18 protein-coding genes and 3 pseudogenes are annotated in these 22,627 nt (G+C 69.2%); 14 read left to right on the top strand and 7 right to left on the bottom strand.

What is annotated here, in order from left to right:
• The first annotated feature begins 1 nt into the window (after position 1).
• The 13 genes and pseudogenes from paaH (at position 2) to paaZ (ending at position 14,041) form a co-directional block, all read left to right on the top strand.
• The gene (paaH, locus tag PKO50_RS17185; protein WP_275626710.1) at positions 2-1,519 is read left to right on the top strand and encodes a 3-hydroxyacyl-CoA dehydrogenase PaaH; all 1,518 of its coding nucleotides are present in this window, start codon (positions 2-4) and stop codon (positions 1,517-1,519) included.
• Complete coding sequence (gene paaI, locus PKO50_RS17190) at positions 1,512-1,961, top strand: hydroxyphenylacetyl-CoA thioesterase PaaI (RefSeq protein ID WP_275626711.1); 450 nt, start codon at positions 1,512-1,514, stop codon at positions 1,959-1,961. The genes paaH and paaI overlap by 8 nt, the downstream gene beginning before the upstream one ends.
• Positions 1,954-3,180, top strand: coding sequence for a 3-oxoadipyl-CoA thiolase (gene pcaF / locus PKO50_RS17195; protein ID WP_275626712.1), 1,227 nt, complete (start codon positions 1,954-1,956; stop codon positions 3,178-3,180). The genes paaI and pcaF overlap by 8 nt, the downstream gene beginning before the upstream one ends.
• A 128-nt stretch (positions 3,181-3,308) precedes the next feature.
• Positions 3,309-4,625: a phenylacetate--CoA ligase PaaK gene (paaK, locus tag PKO50_RS17200; protein ID WP_109933804.1), complete on the top strand. Its 1,317-nt coding sequence runs from the start codon at positions 3,309-3,311 to the stop codon at positions 4,623-4,625.
• Between the two features lie 310 nt (positions 4,626-4,935).
• Positions 4,936-5,241, top strand: coding sequence for a DUF485 domain-containing protein (locus tag PKO50_RS17205; RefSeq protein ID WP_275626713.1), 306 nt, complete (start codon positions 4,936-4,938; stop codon positions 5,239-5,241).
• A pseudogene (locus PKO50_RS17210) lies at positions 5,238-6,871 on the top strand (cation acetate symporter). Before PKO50_RS17205 ends, PKO50_RS17210 begins: the two are co-directional and overlap by 4 nt.
• A 345-nt stretch (positions 6,872-7,216) precedes the next feature.
• Positions 7,217-7,570: a DUF1428 domain-containing protein gene (locus PKO50_RS17215; protein ID WP_043271751.1), complete on the top strand. Its 354-nt coding sequence runs from the start codon at positions 7,217-7,219 to the stop codon at positions 7,568-7,570.
• 373 nt (positions 7,571-7,943) lie between these two features.
• Positions 7,944-8,935: pseudogene (gene paaA / locus PKO50_RS17220) on the top strand (1,2-phenylacetyl-CoA epoxidase subunit PaaA).
• 20 nt (positions 8,936-8,955) lie between these two features.
• Positions 8,956-9,237: a 1,2-phenylacetyl-CoA epoxidase subunit PaaB gene (paaB, locus tag PKO50_RS17225; RefSeq protein WP_009622486.1), complete on the top strand. Its 282-nt coding sequence runs from the start codon at positions 8,956-8,958 to the stop codon at positions 9,235-9,237.
• 10 nt (positions 9,238-9,247) lie between these two features.
• Positions 9,248-10,021, top strand: a complete 774-nt coding sequence (paaC, locus tag PKO50_RS17230; protein WP_275626714.1) for a 1,2-phenylacetyl-CoA epoxidase subunit PaaC — start codon at positions 9,248-9,250, stop codon at positions 10,019-10,021.
• On the top strand, positions 10,008-10,541 hold the full coding sequence (gene paaD, locus PKO50_RS17235) for a 1,2-phenylacetyl-CoA epoxidase subunit PaaD (RefSeq protein WP_109937254.1): 534 nt from the start codon (positions 10,008-10,010) through the stop codon (positions 10,539-10,541). Before paaC ends, paaD begins: the two co-directional genes overlap by 14 nt.
• A 25-nt stretch (positions 10,542-10,566) precedes the next feature.
• A complete protein-coding gene (paaE, locus tag PKO50_RS17240) occupies positions 10,567-11,643 on the top strand; it encodes a 1,2-phenylacetyl-CoA epoxidase subunit PaaE (RefSeq protein ID WP_275626715.1) in 1,077 nt (358 codons plus the stop codon).
• A gap of 346 nt (positions 11,644-11,989) precedes the next feature.
• The gene (gene paaZ / locus PKO50_RS17245; RefSeq protein ID WP_275626716.1) at positions 11,990-14,041 is read left to right on the top strand and encodes a phenylacetic acid degradation bifunctional protein PaaZ; all 2,052 of its coding nucleotides are present in this window, start codon (positions 11,990-11,992) and stop codon (positions 14,039-14,041) included.
• Between the two features lie 414 nt (positions 14,042-14,455).
• Here paaZ and PKO50_RS17250 read toward each other — a convergent pair whose 3' ends face one another.
• The 7 genes and pseudogenes from PKO50_RS17250 to PKO50_RS17280 all read right to left on the bottom strand — a co-directional run bounded on the left by PKO50_RS17250 (position 14,456) and on the right by PKO50_RS17280 (position 20,642).
• Positions 14,456-15,070: an START domain-containing protein gene (locus PKO50_RS17250; protein WP_089394742.1), complete on the bottom strand. Its 615-nt coding sequence runs from the start codon at positions 15,068-15,070 to the stop codon at positions 14,456-14,458.
• Positions 14,988-15,860, bottom strand: coding sequence for a transcriptional regulator (locus PKO50_RS17255; protein ID WP_275626717.1), 873 nt, complete (start codon positions 15,858-15,860; stop codon positions 14,988-14,990). Before PKO50_RS17255 ends, PKO50_RS17250 begins: the two co-directional genes overlap by 83 nt.
• Entirely contained in the window at positions 15,857-16,348 is a 492-nt protein-coding gene (locus PKO50_RS17260) for a sigma-70 family RNA polymerase sigma factor (protein ID WP_275630491.1), read from the bottom strand. Before PKO50_RS17260 ends, PKO50_RS17255 begins: the two co-directional genes overlap by 4 nt.
• A gap of 152 nt (positions 16,349-16,500) precedes the next feature.
• Positions 16,501-17,061, bottom strand: a complete 561-nt coding sequence (locus PKO50_RS17265; protein WP_275626718.1) for a tetratricopeptide repeat protein — start codon at positions 17,059-17,061, stop codon at positions 16,501-16,503.
• Positions 17,062-18,098: 1,037 nt separating this feature from the next.
• Positions 18,099-18,385: pseudogene (locus PKO50_RS17270) on the bottom strand (hypothetical protein).
• Between the two features lie 69 nt (positions 18,386-18,454).
• A complete protein-coding gene (locus PKO50_RS17275) occupies positions 18,455-18,907 on the bottom strand; it encodes a GNAT family N-acetyltransferase (RefSeq protein ID WP_158546438.1) in 453 nt (150 codons plus the stop codon).
• A gap of 70 nt (positions 18,908-18,977) precedes the next feature.
• On the bottom strand, positions 18,978-20,642 hold the full coding sequence (locus tag PKO50_RS17280; protein WP_275630492.1) for a sensor domain-containing diguanylate cyclase: 1,665 nt from the start codon (positions 20,640-20,642) through the stop codon (positions 18,978-18,980).
• Between the two features lie 278 nt (positions 20,643-20,920).
• Here PKO50_RS17280 and PKO50_RS17285 point away from each other — a divergent pair, with 278 nt between their 5' ends.
• Entirely contained in the window at positions 20,921-22,612 is a 1,692-nt protein-coding gene (locus PKO50_RS17285; protein ID WP_089392335.1) for an EAL domain-containing protein, read from the top strand.
• The last annotated feature ends 15 nt before the right edge of the window (positions 22,613-22,627 follow it).

The following is a 22,627-nucleotide window of genomic DNA, read 5'->3' on the forward strand; positions in this document are numbered from 1 at the left end:
CATGCACGCACTGGATAGCAACGCGCAGGTCGCGGTGATCGGCGCCGGCGCCATGGGCGCCGGCATCGCCCAGGTGGCGGCCCAGGCCGGCCACCCGGTGAAGCTCTACGACAACCGCCCCGGCGCCGCCGCCCAGGCCATCGACGGCATCGACCGCCAGCTCGGTCGCCTGGTGGAGAAAGGCAAGCTCGGCGCCGGGCAGCGCGCCACCACCATCGCGCGCCTGCAGCCGGTGGAAGCCATCGAGGCCCTGGCCGATGCGCGCCTGGTGATCGAGGCCATCGTCGAGAACCTGGAGGTCAAGCGCGGCCTGCTGGGCCAGCTGGAAGCGCTGTGCGCGGCCGACTGCATCCTGGCCAGCAACACCTCCTCGCTGTCCATCACCAGCCTCGCCGCCGGCCTCAAGCACCCCGAGCGGGTGATCGGCATGCACTTCTTCAACCCGGCACCGCTGATGGCCCTGGTGGAAATCGTCTCGGGCCTGGCCACCTGCCCGGAACTGGCCAAGGCCCTGCACGCCACCGCGAAGCACTGGGGCAAGCAGCCGGTGTACGCCCGCTCCACCCCGGGCTTCATCGTCAACCGCGTGGCCCGCCCCTTCTATGCCGAGAGCCTGCGCCTGCTGCAGGAAGGCGCCGCCGACTGCGCCAGCCTCGACGCCCTGCTGCGCGACGCCGGCGGCTTCCGCATGGGCGCCTTCGAACTGACCGACCTGATCGGCCACGACGTCAACTACGCGGTGACCTGCTCGGTGTTCGCCGCCTACTACGGCGACTTCCGCTTCCAGCCCTCGCTGATCCAGAAGGAACTGGTGGACGCCGGCCGCCTGGGCCGCAAGACCGGCCGCGGCTTCTACGACTACGCCGAAGGCGCCGAGCGCCCGCAGGCGGCGGAACTGGACAGCGCTGCCGAAGTCGGCAGCTGTGTCGTCGAAGGCGACCTGGGCGTGGCCCAGCCGCTGGTGCAGCGCCTGAAGGACGCCGGGGTGAACGTGATCGAGCGCGCCGGCAGCGGCCTGCTGCGCGTCGGCGACGCCGTGCTGGCCCTTTCCGACGGCCGCCTGGCCAGCCAGCGCGCCCGGGAGGACGGCCTGCGCAACCTGGTGCTGTTCGACCTGGCCCTGGACTACGCCAAGGCCTCGCGCATCGCCATTGGTTGGTCCGCCGATACCACCGGCGAAGCCCGCGACCAGGCCGTGGCCCTGCTGCGCCGCGCCGGCCTCAAGGTCACCGCCCTGGCCGACCTGCCGGGCCTGGCCGTGCTGCGCACCGTGGCCATGCTCGCCAACGAAGCGGCGGACGCAGTGCTGCAGGGCGTGGGCTCGGCGGCCGACATCGACCTGGCCATGCGCGCCGGCGTCAACTACCCGCGCGGCCCGCTGGCCTGGGCCGAGGCCATCGGCACCGGCTACCTGCTGCGCACCCTGGACAACCTGCAGCGCAGCTACGGTGAGGAGCGCTACCGCCCCTCCCTGCTGCTGCGCCGCAAGCACGCCGAAGGGAGCCGCCTGCATGACTGAACGCCCCCCCGAACAACTGGCCCGCGCCTGCGCCGACGCCATGTTCAGCCGCGACCAGGCCACCCAGCGCCTGGGCATCGTCCTGCTCGACGCCGGCCCCGGCAGCGCGCAGCTGCGCATGCCGGTGCGCGAGGACATGATCCAGGGCCACGGCACCTGCCACGGCGGTTTCCTCTTCGCCCTGGCCGACTCGGCCTTCGCCTTCGCCTGCAACAGCTACGACGAGGCCACCGTGGCCATCGGCTGCAGCATCGACTACGTGGCCCCGGCGCGCCTGGGCGACGAGCTGACCGCCAGCGCTATCGAGCAGAGCCGCAGCGGCCGCACCGGCAACTACGACGTACGGGTGGTGAACCAGCATGGAGCGCTGGTCGCCCTGTTCCACGGCAAATCCTACAAAGTGCGCGGCACCGTGCTGGCGCAGGAGACCCCGAATGACTAACGCCATTCCCAGCGACGCCCTGATCATCGACGCGCTGCGCACGCCCATCGGCCGCTACGCCGGCGCCCTTTCCGCGGTACGCGCCGACGACCTCGCCGCCATCCCGCTGCGGGCCCTGGTGCAGCGCCACCCGGAACTGGACTGGAGCGCCATCGACGACGTCATCCTCGGCTGCGCCAACCAGGCCGGCGAAGACAACCGCAACGTCGCGCACATGGCCTCGCTGCTGGCCGGCCTGCCGACCAGCGTGCCCGGCACGACGATCAACCGCCTGTGCGGCTCGAGCCTGGACGCCATCGGCAACGCCGCCCGCGCCCTGCGCTGCGGCGAGGCCGGGCTGATGCTCGCCGGCGGCGTCGAGTCCATGTCCCGCGCGCCCTTCGTGATGGGCAAGGCCGAGCAGGCCTTCGGCCGGACCGCGGAAATCTTCGACACCACCATCGGCTGGCGCTTCGTCAACAAGCTGATGAAGGCGCAGTTCGGCATCGACTCCATGCCGGAAACCGCGGAGAACGTCGCCGAGCAATTCAACATCTCCCGGGCTGACCAGGACGCCTTCGCCCTGCGCAGCCAGCACAAGGCCGCCGCCGCCCAGGCCCGCGGCCGCCTGGCGAAGGAGATCGTCCCGGTGGAGATCCCGCAGCGCAAGGGCCCGGCGAAGATCGTCGAGCACGACGAGCACCCGCGCGGCGACACCACCCTGGAGCAGCTGGCCAGGCTCGGCACGCCCTTCCGCGAAGGCGGCAGCGTCACCGCCGGCAACGCCTCGGGGGTCAACGACGGCGCCTGCGCCCTGCTCCTGGCCAGCCCGGCGGCCGCCCAGCGCCACGGCCTTAAGGCCCGCGGCCGGGTGGTCGGCATGGCGGTGGCCGGCGTCGAGCCGCGGATCATGGGCATCGGCCCGGTGCCGGCGACGCGCAAGGTGCTGGAGCTGACCGGCCTGTCGCTGAACGACATGGACGTGATCGAACTCAACGAGGCCTTCGCCGCCCAGGGCCTGGCCGTGCTGCGCGAACTGGGCCTGGCCGACGACGACGCGCGGGTCAACCCCAACGGCGGCGCCATCGCCCTGGGCCACCCGCTGGGCATGAGCGGCGCGCGCCTGGTCACCACCGCCCTGCACGAGCTGGAGGAACGCGGCGGCCGCTACGCCCTGTGCACCATGTGCATCGGCGTCGGCCAGGGCATCGCCATGGTCATCGAACGGCTCGGCGGCTGAGCCGGGCAGGCAGAACAAAGATTCTGGCCAAGGCCACAAAGACCGGAACCGGCGGGGGCGGTATGCTGCCCCCATGACACTCGCAGCCCGCACGCGGGCTGGCGTACAAGAACAAATCGAGTGAAACCATGAATATGTACCATGATGCCGAACGTGCCCTGCTCGACCCGCTGGAGACCGCCAGCGTCGATGAACTGCGCCAGCACCAGCTGCAGCGCCTGCGCTGGAGCCTGAAGCACGCCTACGAGAACGTCCCGCTGTACCGCAAGCGCTTCGACGAGGCCGGCGTGCACCCCGACGACCTGAAAACCCTCGACGACCTGGCGAAGTTCCCCTTCACCGGCAAGAACGACCTTCGCGACAACTACCCCTACGGCATGTTCGCCGTGCCCCAGAGCGAGATCGTGCGCCTGCACGCCTCCAGCGGCACCACCGGCAAGCCCACGGTGGTCGGCTACACGCAGAACGACATCGACACCTGGGCCAACGTGGTGGCGCGCTCGATCCGCGCCGCCGGCGGGCGCAAGGGCGACAAGGTCCACGTGTCCTACGGCTATGGCCTGTTCACCGGCGGCCTGGGCGCCCACTACGGCGCCGAACGCCTGGGCTGCACCGTGATCCCGATGTCCGGCGGCCAGACCGAGAAGCAGGTCCAGCTGATCCGCGACTTCCAGCCGGACATCATCATGGTCACCCCGTCCTACATGCTCAACCTGGCCGACGAGATCGAGCGCCAGGGCATCGACCCGCACAGCCTGCGGCTGCGCCTGGGCATCTTCGGCGCCGAGCCCTGGACCGCCGAGCTGCGCCGCGCCGTGGAAGAGCGCCTGGGCATCACCGCCCTGGACATCTACGGGCTGTCCGAGATCATGGGCCCGGGCGTGGCCATGGAATGCGCCGAGACCAAGGACGGCCCGACCGTCTGGGAAGACCACTTCTACCCGGAGATCATCGACCCGGCCACCGGGCAAGTGCTGCCCGACGGCGAATACGGCGAGCTGGTGTTCACCTCGCTGTCCAAGGAAGCGCTGCCGATGATCCGCTACCGCACCCGCGACCTGACCCGCCTGCTGCCGGGCACCGCGCGACCGATGCGGCGCATCGACAAGATCACCGGGCGCAGCGACGACATGCTGATCATCCGCGGGGTGAACGTGTTCCCCACGCAGATCGAGGAGCAGGTGCTGAAAGTGAAACAGCTCGCCGAAGTCTACGAGATACACCTGTATCGCAATGGCAATATGGACAGCATGGACGTGCACGTGGAGCTCAAGCACGACCTGCAGCTCGACGCCGAACAGCAGAAGCAGGTGGCCAACGAGCTGAGCAAGCAGGTCAAGACGCACATCGGCATCAGCGCGCGCATCCTGATCCAGCCCTTCCACAGCCTCAAGCGCTCCGAAGGCAAGGCCTGCCACGTGTTCGACAAGCGCAACCAGGGCTGATCGCCCGTTCCACGAAAACCCCGCTGCGGCGGGGTTTTTCGTTTGCACACGACGCCACACCCTGTAGGAGCGAGCTTGCTCGCGAACGCTCTTAAGCGGCCCAGGTTCGCGAGCAAGAACTAGGCGTCCCCCCTCGCTCCCACGAAAAGCGCAGCCTCCTGCAACATCCCGTCACGAACTCCCGCCGCTCCACCCTCCCCAGTCCGCGCGCCCTGGGGACAATCCATTCGTGACACGTAATTTTCTATTTAATTAGAATTTACGTATCACACAAACGCCTCGACAACCTCACAACAACAGAGAGCGCGCCATGACCCTGCCCCTGGAACGGCTCCGGGAACACCCGGACTTCCTCCTTCTCGTCCGCCGCAAGCAACGCCTCACCTGGACCCTCACCGCCACCCTGCTGCTGGCCTACTACGGCTTCGTCCTGCTGGTGGCCTTCGCCCCCGGCCTGCTGGGCCGCCCGCTCACCGGCGGGGTGACCAGCGTGGGCATGCTGGCCGGCGTCGGCCTGATCCTGCTCTCGGTGCTGCTCACCGGCCTCTACGTGCACCGGACCAACAAGGTGCTGGACCCGCTGAACGACAGGCTCAAGCAGGAGGCCCAGGCATGAAGGCGCTGCTCCTGCTCGCCGGCGTGACGCTGGCCGAACCGGCCCTGGCCGCCGGCGCCGAACGGCCGCTGAACTGGCACGCCATCGGCCTGTTCCTGGCGTTCGTCCTGTCCACCCTGGCCATCACCCGCTGGGCCGCCCTGCGCACCCGCTCGGCGGCCGACTTCTACACCGCCGGCGGCGGCCTGAGCGGCATGCAGAACGGCCTGGCGATCGCCGGCGACATGATCTCCGCGGCCTCCTTCCTGGGCATCTCGGCGATGATGTTCGCCAGCGGCTACGACGGCCTGCTCTACGCCCTGGGCGTGCTCGCCGGCTGGCCGATCATCCTGTTCCTGATCGCCGAGCGCCTGCGCAACCTGGGCAAGTACACCTTCGCCGACGTGGTCTCCTACCGCCTGGAGCAGGCGCCGATCCGCATCACCGCAGCCTTCGGCACGCTGATCGTGGCGCTGCTGTACCTGGTGGCGCAGATGGTCGGCGCCGGCAAGCTGATCGAGCTGCTGTTCGGCCTGAGCTACCTGCAGGCGGTACTGGTGGTGGGCGCGCTGATGGTCTGCTACGTGACCTTCGGCGGCATGCTGGCCACCACCTGGGTGCAGATCATCAAGGCGGTGCTGCTGCTCTCGGGCACCAGCTTCATGGCCTTCATGGTGCTGCGCCATTTCGGCTTCAGCAGCGAGGCGATGTTCGCCGCCGCCACCCAGGTGCACGCCAAGGGCGTGGCCATCATGGCCCCCGGCGGCCTGCTGGCGAACCCGGTGGACGCCATCTCCCTGGCCCTGGGCATGATGTTCGGCACCGCCGGCCTGCCGCACATCCTGATGCGCTTCTTCACCGTCAGCGACGCCCGCGAGGCGCGCAAGAGCGTGTTCTACGCCACCGGCTTCATCGGCTACTTCTACCTGCTGCTGATCGCCGTGGGCTTCGGCGCCATCGTCATGGTCGGCAACGACCCGGCCTTCCGCACCGCCGAGGGCGCCCTGATCGGCGGCGGCAACATGGTCGCCGTGCACCTGGCCCAGGCGGTGGGCGGCAACCTGTTCCTCGGCTTCATCTGCGCGGTGACCTTCGCCACCATCCTCGCGGTGGTCGCGGGCCTGGCGCTGTCCGCCGCCTCGGCGGTGTCCCACGACCTCTACGCCTGCGTGCTGCGCAAGGGCCAGGCCAGCGAGGCCGAGGAAATGCGCGTGTCGCGCCTGGCCACCCTGGGCATCGGCGTGCTGGCGGTGATCCTCGGCGTGCTCTTCGAGTCGCAGAACATCGCCTTCCTCTCCGGCCTGGTGCTGGCCATCGCCGCCTCGGTGAACTTCCCGGTGCTGTTCCTCTCGATGTTCTGGAAGGGCCTGACCACCCGCGGCGCCGTGGCCGGCAGCCTGGCCGGGCTGTGCAGCGCCATCGCCCTGCTGGTGCTCGGCCCGCCGGTGTGGGTGGCGGTGCTGGGCAACGCCGAGGCGGTGTTCCCCTACAGCAACCCGGCGCTGTTCTCCATGAGCGCGGCCTTCCTCGCCGCCTGGGGTTCTCCGTGAGCGACCGCTCGGCGCGGGCGGAGGCGGAGCGCGGGCGCTACCTGGGGCAGTTCATCCGCTCGATGACGGGAATTGGGGCGGCGGTGGCCAGTCGGCATTGAGTGGCCAGGTTCAACTTTTTCATCAAGCTGACCTCCGTCCCCTCTCCCTAACCCTCTCCCTGAAGGGAGAGGGGACTGTCCTCTGCCTGTTGAGGCATCCGAGTACTCCTGTAGCCTCCGGCTGACGCATGACTTCCCATCCACGCCGAACGGCCCCCTCTCCCTTCAGGGAGAGGGCTGGGGAGAGGGAACCCAACTCCCATCAAACACCAAAAACATCCAGTTCACTCCCCGACCACTCATCACCTCTCTCCCCACCCCCGTCGATCCTCCCCCACCCTGAACGACTATCAATCGACCCCACGGGAGACCCACCTCCCCTCAGACAGCAAAGGGAGCCCCACCATGAACTACATCGACGGCTTCATCGTCCCCGTCCCCACCGCCAACCGCGAGGCCTACACCGAGCTGGCCCGCAAGGCGGCGGTGGTCTTCAAGGAGTATGGCGCGCTCAGCGTGGTCGAGTGCTGGGGCGACGACGTCCCCGAAGGCAAGGTGACTTCCTTCCCCATGGCGGTGAAACGCAAGGACGACGAGGCCGTGGTGTTCTCCTGGATCACCTGGCCGTCCCGCGAGGTACGTGACGCCGGGATGAAGAAGGTCATGGAGGACCCACGCCTGAAGGACAACTTCCAGTCCATGCCCTTCGACGGCCAGCGCATGATCTTCGGCGGCTTCCAGGTGATAGTCGACGCCTGAACCGACAGCGGCGCCCGCCCCGGCGGGCGCCATCGGAAACATTCAATACAGAACGCTCCATATTTTACGTATCGCTTTACCAGCCTCCGCTCGTCACTCCAGCATTGCGCCGACACACTGGGAAGCCCCGGCCTCTCAGACGACCAATAACGCCACGAAACCCCAATTTTCCAGCCAGATAGCGGCATATTCCTACGCTCATCCACTCCAAACCGCCCATCGACGATCGCTCCCCTCCCCGCGCCTACTCCCAAAGCGATACAAAAAACACATTCGACACACTATTTAGTGTTAGACATTGGTTTCTGTATCATTTAAAAATAGCGCCATGGCCAAGGCCTCCCCACAACAGAACAAAGGCTGGAGACACAGCATGTACGCACAACTGGTCGAGACTGGCGTCAAGCGAGTCAAGTCGCTCGAGGAAATGTCCCCGAGGAACGCGCCTTCCAGGAGAAGATCGACGCCGAGATCAAGATCGAGGCGAAGAACTGGATGCCCGACGCCTACCGCCAGACCCTGATCCGCCAGATTTCCCAGCACGCCCACTCGGAGATCGTCGGCATGCTGCCGGAGGGCAACTGGGTGACCCGCGCACCGACCCTCAAGCGCAAGCTGCAACTGATGGCGAAGATCCAGGACGAGGCCGGCCACGGCCTGTACCTGTACAGCGCCATGGAAACCCTCGGCGCCGACCGTGACGAGGAAGTCGCCAAGCTGCACTCGGGCCGCGCCAAGTACTCCAGCATCTTCAACTACCCGACGCTGAACTGGGCCGACATGGGCGCGGTGGGCTGGCTGGTGGACGGCGCCGCCATCGTCAACCAGGTGGTGCTGCAGCGCACCTCCTACGGCCCCTACTCCCGCGCGATGATCCGTATCTGCAAGGAAGAAAGCTTCCACCAGCGCCAGGGCTACGAAATCCTCCTGACCATGATGCGCCACGGCACCCAGGCGCAGAAGGACATGGTCCAGGACGCCATCAACCGCCTCTGGTGGCCGGCGCTGATGATGTTCGGCCCCAGCGACGAGCACTCCCCCAACAGCGCCCAGTCCATGGCCTGGAAGATCAAGCGGCAGAGCAACGACGAGCTGCGCCAGCGCTTCATCGACCAGACCGTGCCGCAACTGGAACTGCTCGGCTGCACCGCCCCCGACCCGCACCTGAAGTGGAACGACGCGCGCGGCCACTACGACTTCGGCGAAATCCAGTGGGAAGAGTTCTACGAAGTGCTCAAGGGCAATGGCCCGTGCAACGCCGAGCGCATCGCCACCCGCCGCAACGCCATCGAGAGTGGCGCCTGGGTCCGCGAAGCCGCGGTCGCCCATGCCCGGAAAAAACAACAGAAACGCGACGCCGCCTGAGCCGCGAGGAGATAACCGCCATGGCTGAATGGACCCTTTTCGAAGTCTTCGTGCGCAGCAAGCACGGCCTGAACCACAAGCATGTCGGCAGCGTGCATGCCGCCGATGCCGCGATGGCCATCGAGAACGCCCGCGAGCTCTACACCCGCCGCAACGAAGGCGTGAGCCTCTGGGTGGTGCCCTCGGCGCTGATCACCGCCTCCTCCCCCGACGAGAAGGACCCGCTGTTCGACCCGGCGCAGGACAAGGTCTACCGCCACGCCAGCTTCTACGAGCTGCCGCCCGAAGTCGGCCACATGTGAGATCGCGTGCATGAACCCGCATAACGACAAGATCGAATACCTGCTGCGCCTCGCCGACAGCGCCCTGATCCAGGGCCAGCGCCTGTGCGAATGGTGCGGCCGCGCCCCGGCCCTGGAAGAAGAGCTGGCGCTGATGAACGTCGGCCTCGACCTGGTCGGCCAGGCGCGCAACTGGTACGAGTACGCAGTGGAACTGCTGGACGACGGCCGCGACGCCGACCAGCTGGCCTTCCGCCGCGACGAGCGCGCCTTCCGCAACCTGCTGCTGGTCGAGCAGCCCAACGGCGACTTCGCCGTGACCATGACCAAGCAGTTCCTCTACGACGCCTGGCACTTCCACGTGCTGCGCGCCCTCAGCGACTCCAGCGACGCGCGCATCGCCGCCATCGCCGCCAAGGCGCTGAAGGAAGTCACCTACCACCTGCGCCGCTCCGGCGAGTGGGTCGAGCGCCTGGGCGACGGCACCGAGGAAAGCCACGCGCGCATGCTCGCGGCCATCCCGCAGGTGTGGCGCTTCACCGTCGAACTGTGCCCTTCTCAAGAGCAGGCCGACGAAGTCGAGCAGCGCCTGTTCGCCGCAGGCGTGGCGCCGAACCCCGAGGAACTGGCCGCTGCCTGGCGCGCCAAGGTCGCCGACATCTTCGCCAGCGCCACTCTGCCGCTGCCGGAACCGGCGGTGAACTTCTACCTCAGCGGCCGCCGCGGCCTGCACACCGAGCACCTGGGCATCCTCCTGGCCGAGATGCAGTTCCTCCAGCGGGCCTACCCCGATGCGACCTGGTGAGCTGATCGCCAGCGACCGCGGCGCGCGCCCGGGCTCCGCCGACGACCTCGGCCAGGCCTGGCGCGTGCTGGGCCAGGTGATGGACCCGGAGGTGCCGGTGGTCAGCGTGGTCGACCTGGGCATCGTCCGCGGCCTGGACTGGCAGGACGGGCACCTGCACGTGGTGGTCACCCCCACCTACTCTGGCTGCCCGGCCACCGAGGTCATCGAGCAGGACATCCAGCACGCCCTGGAGCATGCCGGCTTCGCCGCGCCGCTTCTGGAACGGCGCCTGGACCCGGCCTGGACCACCGACTGGATCAGCGACGCCGGGCGCCAGGCGCTGCGCGAGTACGGCATCGCCCCGCCGGCCGGCAGCACCAGCAAGCGCAGCCTGCTCGGCGAGACGCCGGAAGTGCGCTGCCCGCAGTGCGGCAGCCTGCACACCGAGCAGCTCAGCCAGTTCGGCTCCACCGCCTGCAAGGCGCTGTACCGCTGCGTCGATTGCCGCGAGCCCTTCGACTACTTCAAGTGCATCTGAGCGGCGCCGCCGCCGGAGAAGAACAATGAGCAAGTTCCACAGCCTGAAAATCAAGGAAGTGCGCCCGGAGACCCGCGACGCCGTGTCCATCGCCTTCGACGTCCCCCGGGACCTGCAGGACAGCTTCCGCTTCGAGCAGGGCCAGCACCTGGTGGTGCGCGCCCAGCTGGACGGCGAGGAAGTGCGCCGCTCCTACTCCATCTGCAGCGGCGTCAACGACGGCGAGCTGCGCGTGGCCATCAAGCGCGTGCCCGGCGGGCGTTTCTCGGCCTACGCCAACGAAGCGCTGAAGGCCGGCGCCAGCCTGGAAGTGATGCCCCCGGCCGGCCACTTCAACGTGCCGCTGGATGCGGCGCGCCACGGCAACTACCTGGCGGTGGCCGCCGGCAGCGGCATCACGCCGATCCTGTCGATCGTCAAGACCACCCTGGGAGCCGAGCCGCACAGCCGCGTCACCGTGCTCTACGGCAACCGCTCCAGCAACGCCGCGATGTTCCGCGAGCAGCTGGAGGACCTGAAGAACCGCTACCTGCAGCGCCTCAACCTGATCTTCGTGTTCAGCCGCGAGCAGCAGGACGTGGACCTGTACAACGGCCGCATCGACGCCGACAAGTGCGGCCAGCTGTTCAGCCGCTGGCTGGACGTGAAGCACCTCGACGCCGCCTTCATCTGCGGCCCGCAGGCGATGACCGAGACCGTGCGCGACCAGCTCAAGGCCAACGGCATGCCGGCCGAGCGCATCCACTTCGAACTGTTCGCCGCCGCCGGCAGCGAAAGCAAGCGCGAAGCCCGCCAGGCCGCCGCCGCGACCGACAGCGGCAAGAGCCAGGTCACGGTGATCAGCGACGGCCGCGAGCTGTCCTTCGAACTGGCGCGCAACAGCGTCAGCGTGCTCGACGCCGGCAACGCCCAGGGCGCCGAACTGCCCTACTCGTGCAAGGCCGGCGTGTGCTCGACCTGCAAGTGCAAGGTGATCGAAGGCGAGGTGGAGATGGACAGCAACTTCGCCCTGGAAGACTACGAGGTGGCGGCCGGCTACGTGCTGAGCTGCCAGAGCTTCCCCCTGACCGACAAGGTAGTCCTCGACTTCGACCAGCTCTGACCCGCTCTTCGTAGGAGCGAGCTTGCTCGCGAACCGCACTCTGCCGCTGTTTCGTTGCGCACGGAGACATCGATCGCGGACAAGGTCCGCTCCTACAGGGGAGGCACGGCTCTCGTAGGAGCGGACCTTGTCCGCGATTCGCCGGCAGGGCCGGCGCTGGGTGGGTTCGCGAGCAAGCTCGCTCCTACACAGGCAAAGATTCAACCGCCCCGGGCCCACAAGGCCCCCGGCGTCCCTATCCGGCGGCTTCGTACCGCCACTGTTCCAACGCGCCGCCGCGGCCCACCCGGCGCGGCGGTCACCGGCCCCGGCCGGCACCCTTGCGTACCTTTTGGAGGATAGAGTGATGGCCCAAGAGCCCACCCTGCAGAGTTTCATCGGCGGCCGCTGGATCGGCCAGCATGGCGCCCAGGCGCTGCGTAGCGCCCTCGACGGCCAACTGATCGCGCGCACCCACGAAGAGGCCCTGGACTTCGCCGAAGCCGTGGCCCACGCCCGCCAGCAGGGCCTGGCCGAACTCATGGCCATGGACTTCCAGCAGCGCGCCCAGCGCCTCAAGGCCCTGGCCCTGTACCTGACCGAGCGCAAGGAGCAGCTCTACGAGATTTCCCGGCACACCGGCGCCACCCGCGCCGACAGCTGGATCGACATCGAGGGCGGCGCCGGCACCCTGTTCGCCTACGCCGGCGTCGGCGGCCGCGAGCTGCCCTCCGGCAACGTGGTCCACGAAGGCCCGGCCATGCAGCTGGGCAAGACCGGCAAGTTCGCCGGCAGCCACATCCTGGTGCCGCGCGGCGGCATCGCCGTGCACATCAACGCCTTCAACTTCCCGATCTGGGGCATGCTGGAGAAATTCGCGCCGAGCTTCCTGGCAGGCATGCCCTGCATCGTCAAGCCGGCTACCGCCACCAGCTACGTGACCGAAGCCGCCGTGCGCCTGATGCACGAATCCGGCCTGCTCCCGGCCGGCAGCCTGCAGCTGATCATCGGCGGCACCGGCGACCTGCTGGACCGCCTGCAGGGCCAGGACATCGTCACCTTCACCGGCTCGGCCGACACCGCCGCCAAGCTGCGGGTGAACCCCAACCTGATCCGCAACTCGGTGCCGTTCAACGCCGAGGCCGACTCGCTGAACTGCGCCATCCTGGCCCCGGACGTGACCCCGGACGACGAGGAATTCGACCTCTTCGTCAAGGAAGTGGCCCGCGAGATGACCGTCAAGGCCGGGCAGAAATGCACCGCCATCCGCCGCGCCATCGTCCCCGCCAGGCACATCGACACGGTGGCCGAGCGCCTGCGTGAGCGCCTGGCCAAGGTGGTGGTCGGCGACCCGGCGGTGGAGGGCGTGAAGATGGGTGCCCTGGCCTCCCACGCCCAGCAGGCCGACGTCGCCGAGCGCGTGGAAGCCCTGCTGAAATCCAGCGAGCTTCTATTTGGTTCGAAAGATGGCTTCGCCCCGCGCGGCGAAGGCGTCAGCGAAGGCGCCTTCTTCGCCCCGACCCTGCTGCGCAGCCGCGACCCGCACGCCGAGGGCGGCGCCCACGACATCGAGGCCTTCGGCCCGGTCAGCACCCTGATGGCCTACGACGACCTCGACGAAGCCATCGCCCTGGCCGCCCGCGGCAAGGGCAGCCTGGTGGCCAGCCTGATCACCCGCGATCCGCTGGTGGCGGCCAAGGTGGTCCCGGCCATGGGCGCCCTGCACGGCCGCCTGCACATCCTCGACCGCGAATCCGCGGCCGAGTCCACCGGCCACGGCTCGCCGCTGCCGGTGCTCAAGCACGGCGGCCCCGGCCGCGCCGGCGGCGGCGAGGAGCTGGGCGGCCTGCGCGCGGTCAAGCACTACCTGCAGCGCACCGCGGTACAGGGCTCGCCGACCATGCTGATGGCGGTCACCGGCGAATACGTGCGCGGCGCCAAGGTCTACGAGAGCGAGGTACACCCGTTCCGCCGCTACTTCGACGAGTTGAAGATCGGCGAATCCCTGCTGACCCACCGCCGCACCGTCACCGAGGCCGACCTGGTCAACTTCGGCTGCCTGTCGGGCGACCACTTCTACATGCACTTCGACGAACTGGCGGCCAAGGACTCGCAGTTCGGCAAGCGCATCGCCCACGGCTACTTCGTGCTCTCGGCGGCCGCCGGCCTGTTCGTCTCCCCCGGCGTCGGCCCGGTGCTGGCCAACTACGGCCTGGACACCCTGCGCTTCATCAACCCGGTGGGCATCGGCGACACCATCCAGGCCCGCCTGACCTGCAAGCGCAAGATCGACCAGGGCAAGAAGAGCCCCAAGGGCGAGCCCCAGGGCGTGGTGGCCTGGGACGTGGAAGTCACCAACCAGCTCGGCGAGCTGGTGGCCAGCTACGACATCCTCACCCTGGTGCTCAAGCGCGCCTGATCGTCGCCAACTCCGGTGTCACCCTCGACCGGCCTGTGGGCCGGTCTTTTTTTGCGTTCGCGCGGGTGTCCGTGCCACCGGGGCGACAATCGCGGACGTAGTCCGCTCCTACAACCGTGCTTCCCTGGAACTGTAGGAGCGGGCCCTGCCCGCGATTCGCGCGCAGGGCGCGCTCCTACAGGGGCACGGTGTTAGGGCATGGCGTAGGAGCGGATCTCATCCGCGAATCGCGCCGGAACCTCCGGCTATCGCGGACAAGGTCCGCTCCTACGACCGTGCTTCCTGGAACTGTAGGAGCGGGCCCTGCCCGCGATTCGCGCGCAGGGCGCGCTCCTACAGGGGCACGGTGTTGGGGCATGGCGTAGGAGCGGACTCCGTCCGCGATCATCCGTCGCGTTATTCACCACCGCCCACCTAGGGCTGCCGCGGCGCCTGCCGTTCGGCCACGGCGCGGAGGGTGCGCAGGGTATCCAGCGGCGCGTCGACGACGAAGCTGTCGGCCAGCCAGGACGGTACGCTGCCGCCGGGTTCCGCGCGCATCTGGTAGGTCACCCGGGTGCGCCCGTCGCCCAGCGGCGCCAGGCTCCAGATGCCGCTCAGCTGGCGCACGCGGATCTGCCCCGGCACGGCCGGCAGGTAGTCCGGCAGCGCGCGGATGTCCCGCAGCAGGCCGCCGTCGGCGGTGCGCCGGGTGGTCACCTGCAGCACCATGTCGCGCGGCTGCACCGGCCAGGGCAGCTGGGTTCGCATGTACAGCCACACGTCGTCGCCGCTGGCCTTCAGCAAGCGCAGTTCGGCGCAGGCGTACAGCCACTTGCAGGCCACCCGCAGGTTCTCCTGCAGGTCGGCCAGCGTGCCCACGTCGGCGCGCATGTCCGCCACGCCGCGGTAGCTCTGGTAGCGCGAGCCGGGCACCGCGGTCAGGTAGACGCGGATGCCGTCCTCGTCACGGGCCAGGCGCCAGTGTTCCCGGGGCGCCGCCTGCAGCGCGGTGGCGACCAGCAGCAGCCCCGCCAGCCAGGCTTTCACACCCCACCCCCGCCCCCAGGCGCTGGCGCAGGCCAGCGGCCATGGACTGCAGGGCCTCCGGCGGGTTGTGGCCGATCAGCAGGTAGGCGTGGCCGGAGTCCTGCCAGTACACCAGGTTCATGCCTTCGCGGCGCTCCTGCTGCGGCGCGGCGGCGCGGCCGTCGCTGCGGGTGATGCACAGCGCCATGGGGCCGTAGCGCTCGTCCAGGTAGGTGAGCTGGGCGATGGGGATGCCGTCGTACTCCAGTATCTGCGCGCGGCGCAGCTGGGCGCCCTCCAGGGCCAGGTCCGGCGCCGGCAGCGCCAGGCCCAGGCGCTCGCCCACCGTGGCCAGTTGGGCCTGGTGGATGGCCTGATCGCCGGGCAGGTGGTCGAGGGTCTGCACGGTGTACAGCGACATGTAGTCGGCCACCCGCTGGCGCCAATTGAAGTCTTCCTCGTGGTGCAGCGGCAGGCCGCCGAGCAGCAGGCGGTCCAGGGCCATGCCCAGCACCAGGCAGGCCGCCGCGGCCAGCGCCAGGCCACGGCGGCGCGGCGCCCGTGGCTGCGCCAGCGGCAGGCTGGCCAGGCCGGCGCCCAGGCGCTCCAGCGGGGCGCGCTCCAGCAGCGCGTCGAAGGCCTCGGCCAGGCCCTGGCCACCGCAGCAGAGGCTGTCGAAACGCTGGGCCAGCTCGGCGTCGGCGGCTATCCGCGCCTCGACTTCGCGGGCCTGTTCGGCGTCCAGCTCGCCGTCGATGAAGGCGACCAGGGTCTCGTCGGAAACCCGCGGGCCTGTGCCATGTTCGTTCATCGCCGTCCTCCCCTGGCCGGTTCCGCGTCCGGCACCGCGGCTTGCGCCAGTTTCAAGCGTGCCGCCGCCAGGCGGCTCATCACCGTGCCCACCGGCACCCCGAGGATGTCCGCCACCTCGCGGTAGCTGAGCCCCTCGACATAGGCCAGGAACAGCGTCTCGCGCTGCGCTTCCGGCAGCGCCGCCACGTACCGCAGCACCTGGCTGGCGAGCACCTCGGCCTGGGCCTGGCGCTCGCCGTCGAACACCAGTTCGCTCTCCGCGTCCACCACCCCGTGGCCACTGCGCACCCGCCGCGCGCGCACCTCGTTGAGCCAGATCGAACGCAGGATGGTGAACAGCCAGCGATCCAGGCGGCTGCCGGCGCTGAACTGGGCGGCGCGCTCCAGCGCCCTCACGCAGGTGGCCTGCACCAGGTCGTCGGCGACGTGGGGCTGGTGCGCCAGGACCATGGCGTAGCGCCACAGGCGCGCCAGGTACTGGCCGATCTCGGCGCGAATATCCGCAGGTTGTGCGATGGTCGCCTCCGCTGGGCTGCGCGGCCGCCGCGACGGCGGGCCGGGTGGATGACGCTCGGGCACGACGACCGGGGTCCGCGGGTGCTCCCATGCCAGCGGCCGCAGCGTCTGGCTAGGCTCGTTCATAGGGGCGCGGCCCCGGCTATCGCCCGGGCCAGGTCGCGGTATTCCTCGCACCCCGTGCCGCAGAGCCCCTGGATGCTGCGCAACTGCTCGCGGGCCAGGTCCAGGCGCCCCTGGGTCACGTAGGCCTCGCCCAGGTACTCGCGTACCTTGGCGTACTTCGGATCGAGGCGTACTGATTGCAGATAGTAGCCGATGCCTTCGTCCACGCGACCCAGCTTGCGCGTGGCATAGCCGCGGTAGTTGAGGGCCTCGGCGGTGTCGGGCCGGCGCAGGGTGTCCAGCAGCGCCAGGGCCTCCTGGTAGCGCCCGGCCTTGGCCAGGCGGTAGGCGTAGGCGGTGCGGTCGGCGTCGCCCAGGCGGGCGCTGGTCTGCTCGACGCAGCGTTCCTCGGCGCGGTCGCGGACCTGGCCGGCCGGGCAGTCGGGCGCGGCCTGGGACCTGTCGTCATCGTCGCCGCCGCCACCACCATCGGCACGCAGCGGGCCGCCGGAAAGCGCGGCACCCAGGCAGGCCAGCAACAGCAGCAGTGGTAGGCGGAAGGCGGGGCGCGGGGTCATTTCGGCAATCTCCTGGCAATCACGAAGGTGGCCAGGAGTGAACACCCAAGGGTGGGGCGTTATTCGGTGCGCACGGCGATTTTCCGGCCGCTCGTCGGTGGTGGCGCGGGTCAGCGTCGGGGAAGAGTGTTCGCGAGCAAGCTCGCTCCTACGAAAATGCAGGGTGCATAACACCCCGCCGGGAAAGCCGTTGACCCGGGCACCGATGCCTGACGACTGGCGCGGCCGGGGGCCAATCGCGGACGGAGTCCGCTCCTACGACCGTGCTTCCTGGAACCGTAGGAGCGGACTCTGTCCGCGATTCGGCGGATAACGCCGTAGGCGTTATGCGCCCTACGGGGAGCCCGGGAGCTTCGCGGTTTTGCATCACGCCGAACGGTCCCCTCTCCCGCTTGCGGGGGAGGGTTAGGGAGGGGGACGGAGTCAGGGTTCGCGAGCAAGCTCGCTCCTACGAAGAGCCGTGTCGCTCTTGATTTTGGACTTCCAGAGAAACATCCGCGCGCACCGGAACGCCCCTTCAGAAGGCCGAGCGAAACCGGCGCTCAGGAGGTCATGCGACATGGATGTCGCGAGAGCCCCGATGGGCTACAGGGACGTACCCTCGGGGCGGGCCTCCGTGGCGGGGGAATTCGCGAGGGTAGCCCGGCTCCATCGGGCCCGTATGTCGGGGCAAGCCTTTTTGGTTACTTTTGTGGCGACTGACAAAAGTGACTCGCCCGAGGGGCGAAACAAGAAACATCAACGCACTCGGAGCGGCGCGCTACACCAAGCCCCCAAGTTTTTGGGTTATTCCCCTTCGGGCCAGCGCAAGCGCTGTTCGCGATGGAGCCGCGTCCCGCGTTCGCGGGAATGACGGGGTTGAGGTTAGGGGTAGAAGGATGGCGCCTAACCGACGCATCGCTCAGGACAGCCCCCTCTCCCTTCAGGGCGGGCCGCGTAGGCGAGGGTTGGGGAGAGGGAACGGAGTTGACCTCAAGCGCCGAAGCCACCGGCAAACTCCGTTCGCGAGCAAGCTCGCTCCTACAGGGGTGAAGCGATCAGACCAGCAGCTCCGGCTCGACCATGTCGCATTCGAAGCTGATCCGCCCCCCTTCTCGTCCGCACTGCCACCAGTGATCGGCCCGTAGTAGTTGAGGCCATTATCCAGGCTCACACAGACGTGAGTCGGCTCGTCCGGCGCATCCAGCTGCCCCTGGAACACCAGCTCCATCACCCCCGGCTCCAGGGTACGCAACTCGACGGCAATGGCCGGATTGTCCACGGCCTCGGTTTCACGCCCCCGGTGCTCGGCGCTGACGGTGACAGTGGCGGTGAAGTGCGGCATGAAGTGCTCCAGGGCTGGGGAAAGGAATGCGGGCGCCAATCTGCCCGGCGCGGCGGCGCCTGGCAAGGGTCAGCCGACGTGAAAGCGAAAGCGCAGGTGCGGCCAGGCGTCGGGGTCGTCCACCGGCAGCGGCACGGTGCCGCGCGGCACCACCCGCAGCCAGAACGCCAGGGCGTCGCGGTTGCCGGTCAGCACGTTGAGCTGCCAGTCGCCGGGCTGGCGGGCGAACAACGCCCGGGCTGCGGCACGGCCCACGCCCCGGCGGCGGAACGCCTGGCCGACGTAGAACTCGGCCAGCTCGTGCAGGCCCGGCCGTTCCAGGGCGCGCACCAGGGCGAAGCCGGCGACCTGGCCGTCGACGCGGATCAGGTAGGGCCGGCGGCCGGGCTCCACCCAGTACAGCGCCAGGTAGGGGTACAGGTCCGACTCGACGCCGAGCTCGCGCAGGTAGCCCGGCAGCATGGCCGACAGCAGCGGCTCCTCGTCCATGCCGGCGACCTGTACTTCGACTTGCGGGTTCACGGTGGCCTCCCTTGGGCAGTGGTCCATGCACCATAGCCCATCGGGCCGTCATCCGGCCCGCCGTGGCCCCCTAGAGGTACTCGATGCGGTTGCGCCCGGCCTGCTTGGCGCGGTACAGCGCCAGGTCGCTGCGCGACAGCACCGCCTCGGCCGTGGCGTCGCCGGCGAGCATGTCGGCGACGCCGATGCTCAGCGTCAGCGGGATGCGCTCGCCGGCGTGCACCAGCGGGGTCTGCGCCAGATGCTCCTGCAGGCGCTGGGCGAAGGCCACCGCGTTCTCGCGGCTGGCGTCGCTGAGCAGCACGGCGAATTCCTCGCCGCCCATGCGCCCGACGCTGTCGCTGCGCCGCACGAGGCCTGCGAGGATGTCGGCGAAGTGGCGCAGGGCCAGGTCGCCCACCGCGTGGCCCCAGCGGTCGTTGATGGCCTTGAAGTGGTCCAGGTCGCACATCAGTACCGCGGCGCTGCGTTCGCCGCCGCGCTGCACACGGCCCAGCTCGGCCTGCAGCTGGTGCATGAAGCAGCGCCGGTTGGGCAGCTGGGTGAGGAAGTCGGTGGTGGCCAGCACCTGCAGCTCGGCCTCGATGCGCTTGCGCTCGGTGATGTCGGTGATGAAGCCGTGCCAGAGCACGCTGCCGTCGGCCTGCAGGCGCGGGTGGGCATGGCCCTGGCGCCAACGCACGCCCTGCCCCGGCAACTGCACCCGGTACTCCATCTCCCAGGGCACCAGGGTCCGCGCCGAGACCTCCAGGGCGGCCAGGTAGCGCGGCAGGTCCTCGGCATGGATGATCCCGCGGATGCGCTCGACGGGGCCGTCGGCCAGGTCCTCCGGGGCCATGCCGTAGATTTCCCGGCTGCCGGCGCTGACGTAGGGGAAGCGCGCCGAGCCGTCGGGCAGGCGGCGGAACTGGAAGACCATGCCGGGAATCTCGTTGGTCAGGTTGGTGAGCAGCTCCAGGTTCTGCCGCAGGCGCTCGGCCAGCACGCGCTGGGCGGTGATGTCGGTGGTGGTGCCGAGCATGCGCAGCGGCCGCCCCTGGTCGTCGCGCTCGACCACCTTGCCGCGGCTGCACACCCACATGTAGCTGCCGTCCTTGCGGCGCAGGCGGTGCTCCACCTCGTAGGCCGGGGTCCGCCCGGCGAAGTGCGCCTCCAGGGTCGCCCTGACGTAGGCCAGGTCATCGGGGTGCACCCGCGTGTAGCTTTCCTCGATACGCTCGCCGATCTCCTCCTCGGCGTAGCCGAGCAGGGCCTTCCAGCCGCGGGAATAGTGGATGGTGCCGCTGGGCACGTGGCGGTCCCAGATGCCGGTGCCGCTGCCCTCCACCGCCAGCGCCAGGCGCCGCTCGGTGGCGCGGGTGCGCTCGGCGCCGCGCTCCAGCTCCAGCAGCGCGGCGGCCATGCCGGCGTACTCGGCCAGGGCCTCGCCCTGCCGGGCGTCCAGTTCACGCGGGCGCTCGCCCAGCAGCCAGAGCTGCCCCAGCAACTGGCCGCCGGCCGAGCGCACCGGGCAGATGCGCAGGAACGCCCAGCGCGCAGCCAACCCCGCCACGCCGCCGTCGAAAGGCCCGCCCAGGCATTCGAGCCAGGCCCTGTCCTCCGCGCCCAGGCCCAGGCAGGCGCACAGCCGCCAGGTGCCGCCGCCGTCGCAGGTCAACGCCGCCGCGTCCAGGGCCAGGTGCCCCAGCGCCAGACGCAGCAGCCCGGCATGATGTCGCTCGCCCACACTCTCCATCGCGCACCCAGTACTCACGGACTGCATCTGCACACTGCTCGCTCAGGCATCCACGGATGCCACCAGGAAAGTCGGCCATTGCCCTGATGAGTCTATCCATAATGGCGTTCTGACGTCATGGCTACCCATCGGCTGGCAGGCACAGCTCATCGCCCGCCGGCCACGGGGCGCCCCCGACAAGGAATATCAATTTGACATCATGCAGGGGTGGGCCCTCATGATCTAGGCTAGCCTCATGCCAGAATTCTCCTACAGAAGTTTTCCGCTGGAGCAAGGGAATGCCGGAAGATCCGCGTAACTTCGACTCGGTCATCCTGATCGTCGACGACCAGGTCAGCGACATACAGCTGCTGGGCGAGGCGGCCAGGGGGCTGGGCGTGACGCACTTCGCCGCCGACGGCCGCCAGGCCCTCGAGCTGGCCCGGCGCATCCGTCCGGACGTGGTCCTGCTGGACATCGAGATGCCCGGCATGGACGGCTTCGAGGTGTGCCAGGCGCTGATGGCCGACGCCAAGCTCAGCGACGCCGCGGTGATCTTCGTCACCGCCTACGACCAGGTGGCCCACGAACTGCGCGCCCTGCAGATGGGCGGCGTGGACTTCATCACCAAGCCGATGAACCTGCCGGTGGCCCGTGCGCGCATCCGCACCCACGCGCGCCTGCGGCACATGGCGAAGATCCTCGCCAACCAGGACCCGCTGACCAACCTGCCCAACCGCGCCCTGCTCGGCGACCGCATGGCCCAGGCCATCGAGGGCGCGCGCTGCAACCAGCAGCGCGTCGGCCTGCTGTTGCTGGACCTGGACAACTTCAAGGCGATCAACGACGCCGAGGGCCACTCCCTGGGCGACGCCATCCTGCAGGAGACCGCGCTGCGCCTCAGCCGGCACTGCCGGGCCATGGACACCGTGTGCCGGCCCGGCGGCGACGAGTTCGCCGTGCTGCTGCCGGAAGTGCACAGCCTGGAGGCCATCGGCGATTTCGCCGCGCGGGTGCAGGCGGCCCTCGGCGAGCCCTACGTCATCCGCGGCACCAGCTACCACCTCACCGCCAGCATCGGCATCAGCCTCTACCCCGACGACAGCGACGGCGCCGAGGACCTCTACCGCCACGCCGACGCCGCCATGTACCAGGCCAAGGCCGCCGGGCGCAACGGCTACAGCTTCTTCTCGGCGGACATCGAGAGCCGCATGCGCGCCCGCCACCTGCTCGAGCGGCACATGCGCCTGGCCCTGGAGATGGGCGTGTTCGAGGTGTTCTACCAGGCCAAGGTGCACGCCGCCACGCGCGCCATCGTCGGCGTCGAGGCGCTGATCCGCTGGCGCGACGGCGAGGGCCGCCTGGTGCCGCCGGCGGAGTTCATCCCCCTGGCCGAGGAAACCGGGCTGATCGTGCCCATCGGCCAGCAGATCCTCCTGCGCGCCTGCCAGGACGCCCGCGCCTGGAACGACGCCGGCCACCCGCTGACGGTCAGCGTGAACATCTCGGCGGTGCAGTTCCGCAACGAGAACTTCGTCGGCCAGGTGGCCGAGATCCTCGCCCAGACGCGCATGCAGCCGGGCAACCTGGAGCTGGAGATCACCGAGGGCGTGCTGGCCAGCGACCGCTACGCCTCGCGCCAGACCCTGGCGGCGCTACGCGACCTGGGGGTGCGCATCGCCATCGACGACTTCGGCACCGGCTACTCCAGCCTGGCCTACCTCAAGCGCTTCCCGGTGAACGTCCTGAAGATCGACCAGAGCTTCGTCCGCGACATGCTCCAGGACCGCAGCGACTCGGCGATCATCGAGGCCATCATCAAGCTCGCCCAGGCCCTGGACCTGGAGCTGGTGGCCGAAGGGGTGGAATGCCCGAACCAGGAGAGCGCGCTGGTGGCGCTGGGCTGCCCGGTGATGCAGGGCTACCTCTACTGCCGCCCGGTGCCCCGCGACGACATGAGCCGCCTGCTGGCCGACGGCCTGCAGCCATGACCACAGGCACGAGCG

Source organism: Pseudomonas sp. 273, from assembly GCF_029201425.1.
In the GTDB taxonomy this organism is placed as follows: domain Bacteria; phylum Pseudomonadota; class Gammaproteobacteria; order Pseudomonadales; family Pseudomonadaceae; genus Pseudomonas; species Pseudomonas delhiensis.